The organism is Microbacterium songi (assembly GCF_042747925.1).
In the GTDB taxonomy this organism is placed as follows: Bacteria; Actinomycetota; Actinomycetes; order Actinomycetales; family Microbacteriaceae; genus Microbacterium.
Genome location: NZ_JBHZIE010000010.1, coordinates 97562 through 112552 on the forward strand (window position 1 = coordinate 97562; position 14991 = coordinate 112552).

Below are 14991 nucleotides of genomic sequence, written 5' to 3' on the forward strand. Positions count from 1 at the left end.
CGTGGCAAAGGGTGTGTCGATAACCATCCGCCTGAGCGAGCGTCCCCAAGCAGTGTTAGGCCGCAACGCCCGCCTCGGCGCCAGCCGCCGGGATGGTGACGAACTTGTGGCGTGTTCCGGCGGCAGCGTGAGGCAACGCGATCAGGTGAACGCCGACGGTGTCTGAGCTTGCGGCGAGGTGGGCACCAAGCAAGCTCGTCAGGACTCCTGCGACCGCGGTGAGATCGGCGGCGGAGCCATGGAATGTCGGGACGGAGCATCCACGGGTGGGCACAAGTTCGTCGCCGGCGAGTGGGTCTCTCCACAGCCCGTGATACAGCTCAAGGTCTGGATCGCCTTTCGCGAGCCGGCCCACAATCTCATCCAATCGCGACGGCGCGAGACTACTGTCGGGCGTGCTCACAGCAAGCATCCCGAGAGTTCCCGATGCGACGTCGGTCGCGACCTGCGCGATGACGGCACGCCGGCCCGGATTGTGCGCGATCGCGTCGAGTGCGGCGGTCACTGCGTTACTGACGGTCGCGTCGATTACAACATCTGACTCGAGCACCGCAGCAATGTCGTCCGGGATGGGGCCGTCAGCCACGTGGACCGTGATGTCATCGCGGATCTCGCGAAGCCGCCTCGCAAGTGCCTGCGCCTTCGTATCTCCAATCCCGGCCTCGGTGTAGTTCTGGCGTACCAGCAGGCCGCCTGTCACGATGCCGGGGTCGCAGACCGTAATCTCTCGCGCGCCGGCGCGAACCACGAACTCGGCGATCCAAGAGCCGAGACCGCCACAACCCCACACTTGCACGGATTTGCCCAGGAAGCCGTTCACTGGGCGACTGATATCGCGGCGAGTAGTCACCGCTTCGCGTTCGTCAGACATGTTGCACCATTCGATAGGAACGTCGATGTGGAGGAGGGCGGGATTCAGGTCCAGCGCTGTTCCTCGCTCGCGCCCCACCTTGCGGAGGGCGTCAGCCACGGGCGAGGGAATTCGTCCACACAGCAGGTGAGGAGTACCACCCGCTGGGTGTGGCACCGCGAGCACGAAGTACTGAGGCGACTCAGCGGGATTCCGAAGCGCCGCAGCGGTCAACAAGGTGGTCAGTGCCGGAATGAGCGACGGGTATCTTCGGACCGGACCGAATGCCCCTCTCTCGCCGAGGTCGGCCGTGGGATGGTCAAGAAGGACCATAAAGGGTAGCAAGGATTCCGACGCTCCCAAGGGAAGGTCGCTAGACAGTCGTACGATCGGAACGAACGCTCCGTCGCGGCAGCGGGACATGAGGTCAAGCCGGGACGATGTACGTTCTCGGAGTCGCCACATCGCGTGCCCCTGACTGGGCAGGCCTTCGCGGGCGACGATCGTCGGTGTGCCCGCTGTCCGATGAAGAACGCCACCGACTGCGTGGTACATGGCGCCCGAGGCATCGAACCGGCCCGCGGCGGCCTCGACGAGCCAATCCCACAGCCGGCTGAGCGTCGCCCAGATACCCGCACCTGGATGCCATTCACGGGAGGGGTCCAGATAGATGCACAGCCGCTGCCCCTGCAGGACATGCGCGAACCCGAGAAACCGGGTGTGGGCGACCTCGACAGAGGGAGGCACGAACGGGCTGGACGGGATCCGGAGTACGAAGGCTTCCCACTCCTGGAGGACGAGACCGCCCTCGAGGTGAGTGATGCCGCCCGTTCGCAACTCGATCTGCACGCAGACGTCGCCTTCTGCACCCTCACTCGCGACGCCGCACCGGATGTCTGCCGGACGCTCTCGGGCGATGCCCCGGAGTTCTTGCAGTTGCGATGTTTGCCAGGATGTCAGCGTTGGCGGCCGGCGCTTGGTCATCCCGCGCGACCCGACCTCCCCGACGTCGTAGCCGGGGTGGGCACCGTCGGCGCGAACTTGGCGGGGGCGCTACTGACGGGAGCCTTGAAACCGTCCCCGAACAGTTGCTGCCACTTCTTCACGCTGGCGTCCTTGTTCGGTTCGGTGTAAGCGTCCTCGATCTCGGCCGCGTGAGAATGGATCCGGTCGCGGAAATAGCTGTAGCTCTCGTCGTTCCACCGGTGATCGAAGGTGACTCCCGAACCCGACGGGTCTGCGATCGACGGCCTATTCGGGTGGGCTTGAAGCCAGTCGTCAAGGTCATTGATGATGGTTCGCAGCGACGTGGGTAGGTTGCTGTAGGCCCCGGGATCGATAATCTTGCTCAGCTCGGAGACCCGCTCCCCGAGCATGGTGGTGAGCAGGATCGACCTAGTGCCCGTGAACGAGCCCTTGTGGTCGCGGAGGTACTTGAGGAGACGGATCACCTTGCGGAGGTTGCCGCCGGCGATCTGGTCCTGCTTCTTCATCCAGTCCGTGAAGCCCTGAGGGTTCGTGTCCTCCCAAGTGTTCTGATCGCGGTTCACGATCACCTCACGCCAACCGGAGAGGATGACGTGGGGAACGATGTCCACGTGCATGTCGTTCGCGTACGAGACTCGCACGCATCGGCACTTGCGGGTGAGAGGCATCTGCCCGTAAATGGGATGCCGCTTCAGCGCGTAGTAGACCTCGTCGATGTAGGTCTTTGGACTGTCCGACCAGTCCGTGTTCTCCTCCATGTTCAGCATGAAGTCGGCGTCGAACTCCTTCCCCTTCTGGGGCTGGATGATGGTCCGGTGTGCCCACGACCCTTGCGGGGTCTTGCCGAGGATCGTCTGCCCGATGATCGCATCGGCAGTCAGCGCGGCGTAGATGGCGTTCACCCTCGTCTGGAGAAGCTCGAGCTTGAACTGGCTGAGGTTGACAGTGTCCTTGAGAAGGACGTCGAAATGGTCGGCGAGCTGCATCAGGTGACCTCCGGTCGATTCGCATGTGGTGATCCCGTGCGGGCAGGGATCGGGAAGGCGGGCGCGTACTCCTTCGCGCGGTGCGTGGCGAACTCCTGCTGATAGGTCGGACTGAGGGTTCGGCTGGCGGATGTCGCCAACCCGACCACATCGTCGCGATCCACCGCATCGAGCGCGAATGCACCCTCCGGCGTGCGCGCGTCGAACCGGAAATAACGTTGCTTGCCAACGAGGTGCTCGGCGATCCCCTGACCGCCGCGGCTACTTGCGTTGAGGATCGTCGATGCCGCCGGCCGCGCCCACCCGAGCAGCCCCGCGGTGTCCAGCTTCTTCGAATGTGATGCGTCCGGCTCCATCGTGCCGATGTTCAGCACCCGGACATCCGCCATCTCGGCACCAAGCATGCTGGTCGCTTCCGCGATCGCGATGACTGACGGATTGTTCGCCCACACCCCTCCGTCGATAAGGCGGAGGCCCCCGACCCGTGCGGCAGGGAAGTAGAGCGGTGCCGCAGCGGTGGCGTTCGCGACGTCCACCATCGAGTGGCGCCAGTCGCGCCGGAGTCGACCATGATGGGGCGTCTTGAAAACATGGACTCCTCCACGTTGGACATCCCAGGACGGCACAACCAGGCGCTTGCGGCTGTCTCCAACACGAAGGTCGCCGAACACGCCCGCAAGCGCGTCGCGCAGCGCGTCAGCGTCGTACATCGGCCGAAACAGTTGGCCAGTGCGACGCCACCAGCTGCGACGAGAAGCCGGGAACACCCGCTCTATGAGAGCCTCATAGTGCTCGACGATCTCCGCAGGACGCAAGCCGGCACCGAGAGCGAGCGCGATAACTCCTCCGGCAGAGGTTCCGGCGATCAGGTCGAACGAGTCAGCGATCACGACGCCGAGATCCTCCTCGAGCTGTGCCAGCACATGGGCCGTGAATAGCGCCTTCGCCCCACCGCCGTCCAGTGCCAGCACCTGCAACGGTCCCTGCCACAACACATCGACCTGGCCTCCAAGCGCACTCGCGTGCCTTGAAGCATCAGGTCCCTCTTCACCACCCATCGGCGTGGTGTTTTGCGAAATTACACCCATGTAATTAGGATACTCGCCCCCACCGACACGCTGGTTTGCGAAGGCGCTCAGCCACTTGAACGTCTCCTCAAATGTTTGAGATCGCAAGCCGTCCGGAAGCTCTGGCGGAGCTGCAACCCGCGCCGACCGTCCGCAGTTGTCGCGATGGCCTCGAGGCCGAAATTGTCCATTTGGACATCACGTGGACATTTCATCCGTGAAATGGACATTTCAAAAAAATCCCTACACGTGTGTCAGGCCCCGGCCGCCATGTCCGTGAAGCGCGAGAAGTGGCCCTGGAAGGCGACCGTGATCGTGTCGGTCGGCCCATTGCGGTGCTTCGCGACGATCAGGTCGGCCTCGCCGGCGCGCGGGCTGTCCTTCTCATACGCCGACTCGCGGTGCAGCAGCACGACCATGTCGGCATCCTGCTCGATGGAGCCCGACTCGCGCAGGTCTGACAGCGCGGGCTTCTTGTCGGCGCGCTGCTCGGCACCGCGGTTCAGCTGAGAGAGCGCGACGACGGGCACTCCGAGCTCCTTGGCGAGCAGCTTGAGGGCACGCGAGAACTCCGAGACCTCCTGCTGGCGCGACTCGACGCGCTTGCCCGAGGTCATGAGCTGCAGGTAGTCGATGACCACCATCTTCAGACCGACGCGCTGCTTGAGGCGCCGGCACTTCGCACGGATCTCGACGAGGGTCATGTTGGGACTGTCGTCGATGTACAGCGGTGCGTCATTGATGCGCCCGCGGACGGACGCGATCGTCGTCCAGTCGCGGGAGTCGAGCGTCCCCTTGCGCATGTTCTGCAGGGGCACCGATCCTTCGGCGCTCATCAGGCGCATCGCGATCTCGCTGCGCCCCATCTCGAGCGAGAAGAAGATCGTGGGCATGTCGTGCTTGATGGCAGCGGTGCGAGCGAAGTCCAGCGCGAGGGTGGACTTACCCATGGCGGGGCGGGCCGCGATGATGATCATCTGGCCGGGGTGCAACCCGTTGGTGAGCTGGTCGAGACCCGAGAAGCCGGTCGGGATGCCGGTCATCTGGCCGTCTCGCCCGCGGGCGGCCTCGATCTCCTCGACGGCGGCATCGACCGCCGTGAACAGCGGCACGTAGTCCTCGGCGGCATCCGCCCCCGTCACGCCGTAGATCTCGGCCTGCGCGTTGTTGACGAGGTCGAGCGCTTCGCCCTCGCCGGCGTAGCCCATCTGGACGATGCGGGTGCCCGCCTCGACGAGACGACGAAGCAGCGCGCGCTCCTGCACGATCGTCGCGTAGTAGCCGGCGTTCGCGGCCGTCGGCACGATCGAGGTGAGCGTGTGCAGGTAGTCGGCCCCGCCCGCGCGCTGCAGTTCGCCGCTCTTGATCAACTCGTCGGTCACGGCGACGACGTCGGTCGGCTCGCCGTGGGAGTAGAGCGTCATGATCGCGTCGAAGATCAGCTCGTGCTTCGGGACGTAGAAGTCCGCCCCGCGCAGCGTTTCGATGACGTCCGCGACCGCGTCCTTCGACAGAAGCATGCCGCCCAGCGCGCTCTGCTCCGCCAGCAGGTCATGAGGGGGGGTGCGCTCAGGGCGCCGGGGTCCACCCAGGCGCTCCTCAGAGATGTCGGCGATCGACATGCACTTCCCTCCTCGACCCATCGTGATCGGGACGCGCGCGTAGGCGCGCAGATGAATGCGGTGAACGGGATGCCGCGGCATCCGTTCTGCGTACCCTCAGCAGAGCACGTCCCTCCGACATCGTCTGCGACGACAATTCGGCACTGCCCCCGATGGGCCGAGCACCACGCTAGGCACGGGGTCGTGCCGGCGCAAATCACCCTGTGGATAACACTGTGGACAATCTGCGCGAAACGCCGTGCAGCTTGTGCATAACGTCTGTGGATAACTCCACGACACGGCTCGGAGTCAACTTTTATCCCGCCTCTGACCAGCCCTTTTCATGGACACCGTGTGTGGATTCTCGTGTGGTTGAAGTGCTTCTTGAGAGTTGCGGCGCGTGCCGAGTTGTGCACAGGCCGTCCGTCCGCGGAACGACGGGACGGCGTCCCCCAGACGGGGGACAAGCCCGGGAGCGGGACGGCGGCGGTCCCGCCGAAGTTCGAAACAGGTGCTGGACACCGTGGCCGCAGAGGAGTAACTTCGTGGCTCCAGGCACCCGCGAAGTCGTATTCCACTCGGAATGCGCGATTAATCGTCGTGGAGGTGAACGTGGAAACCGCAGAATCGCATGGCCGTCACCGGCTCGTGCTGATCGCACTCAGTGCCGTCGGCGTCGCGTTCGCCTGGCTGGTCATCTCCCTCTTCGGCGGAATCGGCGCGTCCGACGCCCGCGCCGATGACTCCGACCCCTCCGGCCTCCTCGGCGGCGTCACGTCGCTCGTGGACGAGGTGGCGAGCGGCGCCACCGCCACCACCACCCAGGCCCTCACCCAGGCCGTCACCGCCGTGGTGGAGCCCGCCGCGGCCACCGTGACGACCACGGTGGCGCCGGTCGCCGCTCCGGTCGTCCAGGTCGTTCAGCCCACCGTCGAGCCCGTCGTGGCTCCCGTGGCACAGGTCGTCGCCCCCGTCACCCAGGTCGTCGCCCCCGTCACCGAGGCCGTGGCCCCGGTCGTCACAGCGGTCGAGACCGTCGTCGCCGACGTATCGGTCGGCGCCGTCGCTGCGCCCGTCGTCGATGCGGTCGCATCGGTTCCCGTGGTCGGCGGCGTGATCTCCACGCTGGGTGTGGACACGGCGGTCACCTCGACCGCGTCGACCATCGACCGGATCGTGGACACACTCACCGGGTTCGTGCCGGACGCCGGACCGGTGCTCTCCGCACCGCCCGTCATCGGTTCGCCCGTCCTAGGAACGTCACCGCTCGCGGGACTGGCCGCCACCGGCCAGCCGATGTCGTCGATGCTCCGCGGCCTCGCCGACCCCGCCGCGGTCGCGCACACAACGGCGACTCGTCAGGCTCTCACGTCGACCGCATCGACGGCGCCGCTCGCCTCAGACGCGTCGGCGTCGGCATCCGCATCTGTCACGCCCGGCGGCGGCTCCGAGCCGGCCGCTCCCACCCTCTTCCCCGGCCCCTGCGGCGTCGGGGGCATGTCCTCCGCGGGATCCGGCTCGTCCGGTTCCGGCGGCGCAGCCCTGCTCGCCTTCGGTCCGCTCCTCGTACACCGTGCCTGGGTACGTCGACGCGCACCACGGGATGATCAGGTGCCGCCCGCGCCCGCGGCATCCACTGACGTCTCTCCTGACTGACTGACGCCCGGCCGTCCTCGACGGCACGCGTCAACGCGCATTCGCGCATCCATTTCAGTCATCTCAAGGAGAAACATCATCATGAACATCCAGCTCAAGCGAGCCCTGTGGGGCACGCTCATCGCCGGGGGCATCACGCTCCTGGGCGCGTCGGTCGCCAACGCGGCCGAGACCACCGGAGAAGACGGCCTGCTGTCCGGCACCCAAGCGGTGCTCAACGTCGCCGTGCCGGTCACGATCACCGACAGCGCGATCTCGATCGTCGGCGACTCATCGACCTCGTCGGCTCCCGCCCCCGCAGCACCTTCGGCGCCCGCGCCGTCGGTGGAGACGAGCGGCGCCGACGGTGTCGCCTCGGGTAGCCAGGCCGTCATCGACGTGCAGGTGCCGGTGACGGTCAGCGGAGTCGCCGTCTCGGTGCTCGGCGACTCGTCGAGCACCCAGACCGCGCCGGCGCCCACAGCGCCGGCGCCCGCGGCTCCTGCTGTTCCCGCGGCTCCCGCTCCGCAGCAGGCTCCGGAGGCCACCACCTCGGGCGCCGACGGGATCGGCTCGGGAACTCAGGTGATCGCGCCGGTTCAGGTGCCGATCACGGTGGAGAACACCGCGGTCTCGGTCATCGGCGACAGCACGACGACGGATGCCGCATCCCCGGCACCTGCCGCCGCTTCGATCGCCTCGGCCCCCGTCACGAACGGAGCCACGACGGACGGCTCCGACGGCATCCTCAGCGGCACCCAGGTGATCGCACCCATCACGGCACCCCTCACCGTCGCCGGAGACGCCGTCTCCGTCATCGGGGACGCCACCAGCACGGGCGGAAACGCACCCGCGGGGCCGACCGGCACCACCGGCGGCACCACCGGCGGCACCGCCACGACGGACGGCTCCGACGGCATCCTCAGCGGCACCCAGGTGATCGCACCCATCACGGCACCCCTCACCGTCGCCGGAGACGCCGTCTCCGTCATCGGGGACGCCACCAGCACCGGCGGCGCCGGTGTGCCGTCGACCACCGGGGGTGCCACGCCCACGGCCACCACGAGCGGGGCGGGCGGCATCCTCGGCGGCACGCAGTTGGTGATCCCCGTCACGGCGCCGATCACCGTCACGGGAACGGCCGTCTCGGTCATCGGTGACAGCACGACCGAGACCGGTACGACCCCGGTCACGCCGACGACACCCATCACGCCCACCACGCCGGTTACGCCGGTCACCCCGACGACGCCGGTCACCCCGACGAACCCGGTCACGCCGACGAACCCGGTCACCCCGGGCACGACGACCACGCCGGCCGCCACGACCGCTTCTGCGGTGGTGCGTGCGGCAGCCGCCCAGGGTGGCGCACGCACCGCCTTGGCGGCCACGGGCGGCTCGGACGGCTGGTTGCTCGGCCTGCTGGGCATCGGCCTGACGCTGGCCGGAGCGGGGGCGTTCGCCGCCCGCCGGCGCACCGCGTGAGACACGTCGGGGACTGCGGCGCCTGGCCGCAGTCCCCGACGAATCACCGTGGAGACAGCGGATGCCGCGGACCCTGGTGGGTCCGCGGCATCCGCGGTGCATCAAGGCTGCGCAGAACGCAGCTCGGCGGAACTACTTCGCAGCGACCACCGAGAGGGTGATCACGGCGGTCAGATCGTCGCGCAGACGGATCGTGGCCTCGTGCTCGCCCACCGACTTGATCGGCGACGTGATGTGGATCTTGCGCTTGTCGAGGTCACCCAGACCGGCGGCCTTGACCGCGTCGGCCACGTCACCGGTCTTGACGGAACCGAACAGACGCCCTTCGGCACCCGCCTTGACCGACAGCTTGACCTTGTTGGACTCGAGCGAGTCCTTCAGCGCCACAGCCTCTTCGTGGTCGTGGATCGCGCGGGAGTCGCGGGCGGCGCGGATCGACGCCACCTGCTTTTCGCCACCGCGGCTCCAGGCCACGGCGAAGCCCTGGGGGATGAGGTAGTTGCGGGCGTACCCGTTCTTGACCTCGATGACGTCACCGGCGCTTCCGAGCCCGGCGACCTCGTTCGTGAGAATCAGTTTTGCCATGTCGGTGCTCCTCAGCGGCCAGCGCCGGCGTACGGCAGGAGGGCCATCTCGCGAGCGTTCTTGATCGCCTTCGCGATCAGACGCTGCTCCTGCACCGACACTCCGGTGATACGACGGGCGCGGATCTTCCCACGCTCCGAGATGAACTTGCGAAGCGTGGCGACATCTTTGTAATCGATGAGTCCGACGCGGATCGCCTTCGCGGGGGCGGCGTTCTTGCCACCCTTGATGCGGGGCTTGCGGCGGTCGCCGCTCGACTTTCCAGCCATTGTCTTCCTTCAGTGAGTTGGTCGGATGCTGCGCTCAGCGCGTGACGCGGGAACGCGGCATCCGGAATCTGTAATCAGAACGGGGTGTCGTCGCCGTAAGAGCCCGGAGCGCTCCAGGCGTCGGCGCCGCTGTTGGCGTTACCGCCGGTGGAGGACCCGGGGGTCGACCACGGCTCGTCGGCGACCTGCTGGGGGCGGGACTGTTGTCCGCCTCCACCGCCGCCACCGCTCGCGGCACGCGTGATCTGCGCGGTCGCGTATCGCAGCGACGGGCCGATCTCGTCGACCTCGAGCTCGATGGAAGTGCGCTTCTCGCCTTCCTTCGTCTCGTAGGACCGCTGCTTCAGGCGACCGGTCGCGACGACGCGGGAGCCCTTCGTCAGCGAGCCGGCGACGTGCTCGGCGAACTCGCGCCACACCGACGCGCGGAGGAACAGCGCTTCGCCGTCCTTCCACTCGTTGCTGGCACGGTCGAAGTTGCGCGGCGTCGACGCGATCGTGAAGTTCGCGACGGGGAGTCCGCCCTGCGTGTAGCGCAGTTCGGGATCAGCCGTGAGGTTGCCCACGACGGTGATGATCGTCTCGCCGGCCAACGGGCTACGCGTCCTGCTTGACGGGCTTCACGGGACGAGCGGCCTTGCGGGCCGCCTTCTCGTCGGCGCGCTGCTTCTCGGACGCGATCATCGCGATCGCCTCTTCGGCGCGGAGCACCTTGGTGCGCATGATGGTCTCGTTCAGCTTCAGCTGACGGTCGAGCTCCTGCGTGGCTGCGCTGGTCGCCGTGAAGTTGACGACGGCATAGATGCCCTCGGTCTTCTTGTCGATCTCGTAGGCGAAGCGTCGCTTGCCCCACACGTCGACCTTCTCGATCGTGCCGCCATCGTTGGTGATGACCTTCAAGAACTTGTCGAGGCTCGGGGCGACGGTGCGCTCATCGATCTCGGGGCTCAGAATGACCATGAGTTCGTACTGGTGCGTCACTAACCCACCTCCTTCGGACTAGAACGGCTGCCGGGCATTTCCCGGCAGCAGGAGGGTGTGTGCACGTGTCACGGGCTTCTGCGGACTGGGCCGCCGCCGGACAACCTTCACATCGTACCGGATGTCGGGCATCCGCGCGATTCCGGCCGATTCGACCGTGTCAGGAGTCTTCGCCGGGCGTCGGGGCGGAGGGCTATCGGCCGGGCCCGCCGAGGCGGTAGAAGAGGAACGGGATCGCCGAGATCACGCAGCTCACCGCGGGCACCAGGGTGATCGCGATGAACACCGTGTTCTGCATCGGAGGCGTGATCTCGACGCCGGCCTCGTACCCGGCGAGCACGATGAAGACGCCGAAGACGAGAACGGCGAGCGCGCTCATGACCTTCGACACGAACGTCAGCGTCGAGAACGAGATGCCGTCGTTGCGCACACCCGTGCGCTGCTCGATGTCGTCGACGGCATCGGCGATCATCGTCGTCTGCACGACCACGAAGACGCCGAGCGTGAGTCCGGTCAGGAAGATGAAGACCATCATCCAGATGATGTCGTCGAAGCCGACGACATACATCAGCACGTAGAAGAGCGCCCCGGCGGCGGAGCTCCAGAGGATGAGCGACCGCCCGCTCATCCGACGGAGCATCAGCGGTGTCAGGAACGACGAGAGCACCATGCCCACGATGATGGCTGCGCCGATCAGCGTGAAGTACCCCTCGTCGCCGTACGCGATGACGACGAACACCGCGCCACCGGCCTGCACGATGTAGCGCCCGAAGCCGAGCACCGAACCCAGCAGCACCATCAGCAGCGGGGTGTTCTGGAACAGCGTCGAGAACAGCTCGCGGAACGTCGGGCGCCCCCGATCGCCGAGCGCCTTCTCGCGGGTGTTGACGAAGGCCAGCAGGTACATCCCCATTCCCAGGACGGATGCCGCGGCCACCGCCAGGGTCCATCCGGTCGCCGTCGTCTCGGGCGAGAAGCTCAGAGCCAGCGCGAGCCACGGCATGCCCAGGGTTGCGAGCCCCAAGGCGATCGCTCCGAAGGCGCGCACGTGGGAGATGACCCGGACGCGTTCGGACGAATCGGGGAACGCCGACCCGATGAGTCCCCAGAAGGGCACGTCGCACACCGTGTAGGCGAAGCCCCAGACGAAGTAGCAGATGCCGAAGAACAGCAGCTTGCCCGCCTCGGAGACGTCGGGAATCGCGAACAGCAGCGTCGAGAGCACGGCCACCGGGACCGCCGAGAAGAGCACATACGGGCGCATCTTGCCCCACCGACTGCGGGTCATGTCGACGATGCTGCCCATGACCGGGTCGCTGATCGCGTCGGCGAGCTTGGCGATCGTGATGATCGCGGTGACCACGACCATGCCCTCGACGCTGATGCGCGCGTACTGCAGCAGGTACACCAGCAGGAAGGTCGTCACCGTGGTCAGGACGATGTTCTGGCCGAAGCCGGCGACGACGATCGAGATGCGCTGGGTGCGCGGTCTCAGCACCCGCGCACCGCTCGGCGCGCGCACACCGGTCTCGGTCATCTCAGGCCTCCAACCGGATCGTCTTGATCTCGAACGGGCCGAACGTCACGTGCGCCAGGTCGATGACCTCGTCGCCGTCGACCGGTGCTTCGAGCAGGTCCGTCTCGGTCACGCGCCGGTGGGGAAGCGTCGTGCGCAGGGACGTCGTCGCACCCGTGCCGAGGCTCTCGTACAGTCGCAGGATCACGCCGCGTCCATCCTCGGCCGGCTTGATGGTCTCGACCAGAACCGCGCGCCCCTCGACCTCGACGGCGCTCGGGAAGGCGGGGGTGTCGCCGACCAGCAGCGGGTTGTTCAGCCGATATCCCTCGGCGATGACGGTCGCGAGGTCGCCTGGTTCGAAGGGCGTGAACGCGTATGTGAAGCGATGGCTGCCACGGTCGGCGGTCTTGTCGGGGAAGGTCGGCGAGCGCAGCAGGTTCAGACTCACCAGGCCGTTCTTCGCGCGGTGCCCGTACTTGCCGTCGTTCAGCAGGGCGAACCCGCCGCGGTCGTCCTGCACGGCCAGCCACTTGTGCGCGCACACCTCGAACTGCGCCCTCTCGACGGAGTCGCGCTCGGTGGTCGGGCGTGCGATGTGACCGAACTGGATCTCGCACAGCGCCTCGTCGCCGTAGCGCGCGGGGAAGAACTCCGCGCGCAGCATCCGGTGCTTCTCGTGCCAGTCGACGACCGTCTCGAACCGCACCACCGCGCTTTCGGCTTCGAGCACGATGCGCTGATGAATCGTGACCTTGGGCGCGCGATACACCTGATAGCGGACGACCCGGGGGCCCTCGAGGGCCGTGCGCACCTCGGCGGCGGCAAGGGTGACCGACGGCAGATCGCGGTAGCCCTGATCGATGTCCCAGGCGTCGAACGGGAACTGGAACGGATCACGGAACACGATCAGCCGGTTCAGTCCCGCGCCGGCGTGCTCGGCGCCCGCCGCATCCACGCACGATGCGATCTCGCCGGTCGCATCGAAGCGCAGGGTCAGCAGCCCGTTCGTCATCGTGTCCGTCGTGAATCCGAGCTGCGGGGCGGGCGGAGCAGGCAGGAGAGCGGATGCCGCGTACGGCCCGACCTCGGCGAGCAGCCATTCTCCGCCGACGGCCACGTACTCGCGCCGGGCGATCCCCGTGAGGTTCACCGCGGTGGGCGCAGGCGGGGCATCCGTCGCCGACCCCTCACCGAGCCGCGCGACCAGCCCGGCGGTGTGGGCGTCGAGCTCCGCGTCCACCGCGCGGTAAGCCTCGAGCGCCTCCGCATTGACCCGGGCGATGGAGGAGCCCGGGATGATGTCGTGGAACTGGTTGAGGAGCACCGTCTTCCAATGCGCGTCGAGGGCGCGGGCCGGAAGGGTGTGCGCCCCCTCCGATGCCAGGTCGGCGAGCACGGTGAGCGCCTCGGCGTCGAGCAGCTTGCGCTCGAGCACGCGGTTGTACTTCTTGATGGCGGCCTGCGTCGTGTACGTGCCCTGATGGGTCTCGAGGTAGAGCTCGCCGACGTGGGTGTGGGTGATCTCGCGCTGCTCGAGCGCCCGGAAGAAGCTGTCCGCGGTCGCGTACTTCACTTTCGGCAGTCCGTGCAGATCGCGCTCGCGCCGCGTGACCTCGAGGTGCACCTCGCCGGGTCCGCCACCGCCGTCGCCCGCACCGTAGACCAGGAGGGCCGTGTCGAGCTCGCGCTCCGGATACCGGCGCACACCCGCGAGCAGTCCGTCCGCGGCTCCGCGGCTGTTGTAATCGCCCTCGGGCGGCATGTGCACGAGCACGGTGGACCCGTCGATGCCCCGCCACCGGAAGGTGCGGTGCGGGAAGACGTTCACCTTGTTCCACGTGAGCTTGATCGTCTGGAACCAGTCCATGCCGCTCTTGCGGAGGATCTGCGGCAGGTTGCCGTTGTAACCGAACGTGTCGGGCAGCCAGCAGAGGCGCATGTCCTCGCGGGAGATGCCGAACTCCTCCTCGAGGAACCGCCGGCCGTGCAGGGCCTGTCGCACGAGCGACTCACCGCTCGGCAGGTTCGTGTCGGGCTCGATCCAGAACGCACCCTGGAGTTCCATGCGACCGGAGGCCACGGCATCCTGCATGCGGTCGAACAGCGCAGGATGCTCGAGCTTCATCCACTGCATCTGCTGCGGCTGACTCGTACCGTAGATGTAGTCGTCGGAGCCGTCGATGTTGCCCAGCGCACGCGTGTAGGTGCGGGCCGCCTTGCGACGCGTCTCGCGCAGCGGCCACAGCCACGCCATGTCGAGGTGGCCGTGCCCGATCGCGCTGTACAGGAAGGACTCCTCGCTCGGCGACGAGAGAGCGGGAGCGAGGGTCGCGCGAGCCGCGCGGGGGTCACCGCGGCGGAACTGCGCATATGCCGCGTGCAGCGTGCGGGTCAGCCGCGCCGCGAGGACGGTGTCTTCGGTCGCGTCGGCGAGCACGGCGAGCGTGAGGTAGTCGTAGTAGAGGTCGAACACGACGTCATCGCGGCGGGCCAGGCGCGCGCCGTGGAACACCGGCCGGCCGACGTCGTACAGCAGCCATCCGTTGTAGGTGACGTCGGCGTAGAAGTCGACGCGCCCGTCCTCGGCGGGAACACGCACCTCACGGTACTGTCCGCCGGCGTGCGGGAGATCGCCCTGGATCCACACGGTGCTCACGGAGTCGAGCACGTCGCCCCCGACGGAGTGGACGAGGCCCTCGCCGCGGATGCCGAGCATGACGACCGCGGGCGCAGCGTCGTCGGGCACGGCGCCGGTCACGTGAAGCCACGCGCAGTCGAACGTGGCGCCCCAGGCCGTTCCGGGCGTGATCGGCCGGAAAGCCGTGTGGTCGATGTCGGCGAACGCCACCGGCTCGTCGGAGGTCAGGATTTCGGCGCGCAGCGGCGCGATCGTCGTGTAGATGCCGTCGCGGATCCGCAGGATGCGCCGGTACTCGGCCGGCTGCCGGCCGGCATAGCCGAGAAGTTCCGCCACCAGACCGGGCATGCCCCATCCCTTCGACCCCGCACCGCCGTGGTGCGGGATCGAG

General features: G+C 67.4%; 12 protein-coding genes. 2 read left to right on the forward strand and 10 right to left on the reverse strand.

The window, feature by feature from the left end; all coding sequences use genetic code 11:
• Window positions 1-55 precede the first annotated feature (55 nt).
• From ACFM35_RS11605 to dnaB, 4 genes are all read right to left on the reverse strand, one after another.
• Window positions 56-1834: a ThiF family adenylyltransferase gene (locus ACFM35_RS11605; protein WP_378842160.1), complete on the reverse strand. Its 1779-nt coding sequence runs from the start codon at window positions 1832-1834 to the stop codon at window positions 56-58.
• Complete coding sequence (locus ACFM35_RS11610; RefSeq protein WP_378842162.1) at window positions 1831-2823, reverse strand: SMODS domain-containing nucleotidyltransferase; 993 nt, start codon at window positions 2821-2823, stop codon at window positions 1831-1833. Before ACFM35_RS11610 ends, ACFM35_RS11605 begins: the two co-directional genes overlap by 4 nt.
• Window positions 2823-3911: a CBASS cGAMP-activated phospholipase gene (locus ACFM35_RS11615; protein ID WP_378842164.1), complete on the reverse strand. Its 1089-nt coding sequence runs from the start codon at window positions 3909-3911 to the stop codon at window positions 2823-2825. The genes ACFM35_RS11610 and ACFM35_RS11615 overlap by 1 nt, the downstream gene beginning before the upstream one ends.
• Before the next feature lie 233 nt (window positions 3912-4144).
• Window positions 4145-5512: a replicative DNA helicase gene (dnaB, locus tag ACFM35_RS11620; RefSeq protein WP_378842166.1), complete on the reverse strand. Its 1368-nt coding sequence runs from the start codon at window positions 5510-5512 to the stop codon at window positions 4145-4147.
• A 591-nt stretch (window positions 5513-6103) separates the two neighbouring features.
• On the opposite strand from dnaB, the gene ACFM35_RS11625 reads away from it, so the two are divergent.
• Both ACFM35_RS11625 and ACFM35_RS11630 read left to right on the forward strand, forming a co-directional pair.
• Window positions 6104-7147, forward strand: a complete 1044-nt coding sequence (locus tag ACFM35_RS11625) for a hypothetical protein (protein WP_378842168.1) — start codon at window positions 6104-6106, stop codon at window positions 7145-7147.
• 81 nt (window positions 7148-7228) lie between these two features.
• Entirely contained in the window at window positions 7229-8608 is a 1380-nt protein-coding gene (locus tag ACFM35_RS11630; protein WP_378842170.1) for a chaplin family protein, read from the forward strand.
• Window positions 8609-8740: 132 nt separating this feature from the next.
• Here the strand turns inward: ACFM35_RS11630 and rplI are convergent, their stop codons facing one another.
• The 6 genes from rplI to ACFM35_RS11660 all read right to left on the reverse strand — a co-directional run bounded on the left by rplI (window position 8741) and on the right by ACFM35_RS11660 (window position 14948).
• Window positions 8741-9193, reverse strand: a complete 453-nt coding sequence (gene rplI / locus ACFM35_RS11635) for a 50S ribosomal protein L9 (RefSeq protein ID WP_378842172.1) — start codon at window positions 9191-9193, stop codon at window positions 8741-8743.
• An 11-nt stretch (window positions 9194-9204) separates the two neighbouring features.
• Complete coding sequence (gene rpsR / locus ACFM35_RS11640) at window positions 9205-9462, reverse strand: 30S ribosomal protein S18 (RefSeq protein WP_378842174.1); 258 nt, start codon at window positions 9460-9462, stop codon at window positions 9205-9207.
• A 74-nt stretch (window positions 9463-9536) separates the two neighbouring features.
• Window positions 9537-10055 (reverse strand): single-stranded DNA-binding protein, encoded by a 519-nt coding sequence (locus ACFM35_RS11645; protein WP_378842176.1) that lies wholly within the window; start codon window positions 10053-10055, stop codon window positions 9537-9539.
• A 4-nt stretch (window positions 10056-10059) separates the two neighbouring features.
• A complete protein-coding gene (rpsF, locus tag ACFM35_RS11650) occupies window positions 10060-10443 on the reverse strand; it encodes a 30S ribosomal protein S6 (RefSeq protein ID WP_378842178.1) in 384 nt (127 codons plus the stop codon).
• Between the two features lie 193 nt (window positions 10444-10636).
• The gene (locus ACFM35_RS11655) at window positions 10637-11980 is read right to left on the reverse strand and encodes an MFS transporter (protein ID WP_378842180.1); all 1344 of its coding nucleotides are present in this window, start codon (window positions 11978-11980) and stop codon (window positions 10637-10639) included.
• A 1-nt stretch (window position 11981) separates the two neighbouring features.
• A complete protein-coding gene (locus ACFM35_RS11660) occupies window positions 11982-14948 on the reverse strand; it encodes an alpha-mannosidase (protein ID WP_378842182.1) in 2967 nt (988 codons plus the stop codon).
• Between the last annotated feature and the right edge of the window lie 43 nt (window positions 14949-14991).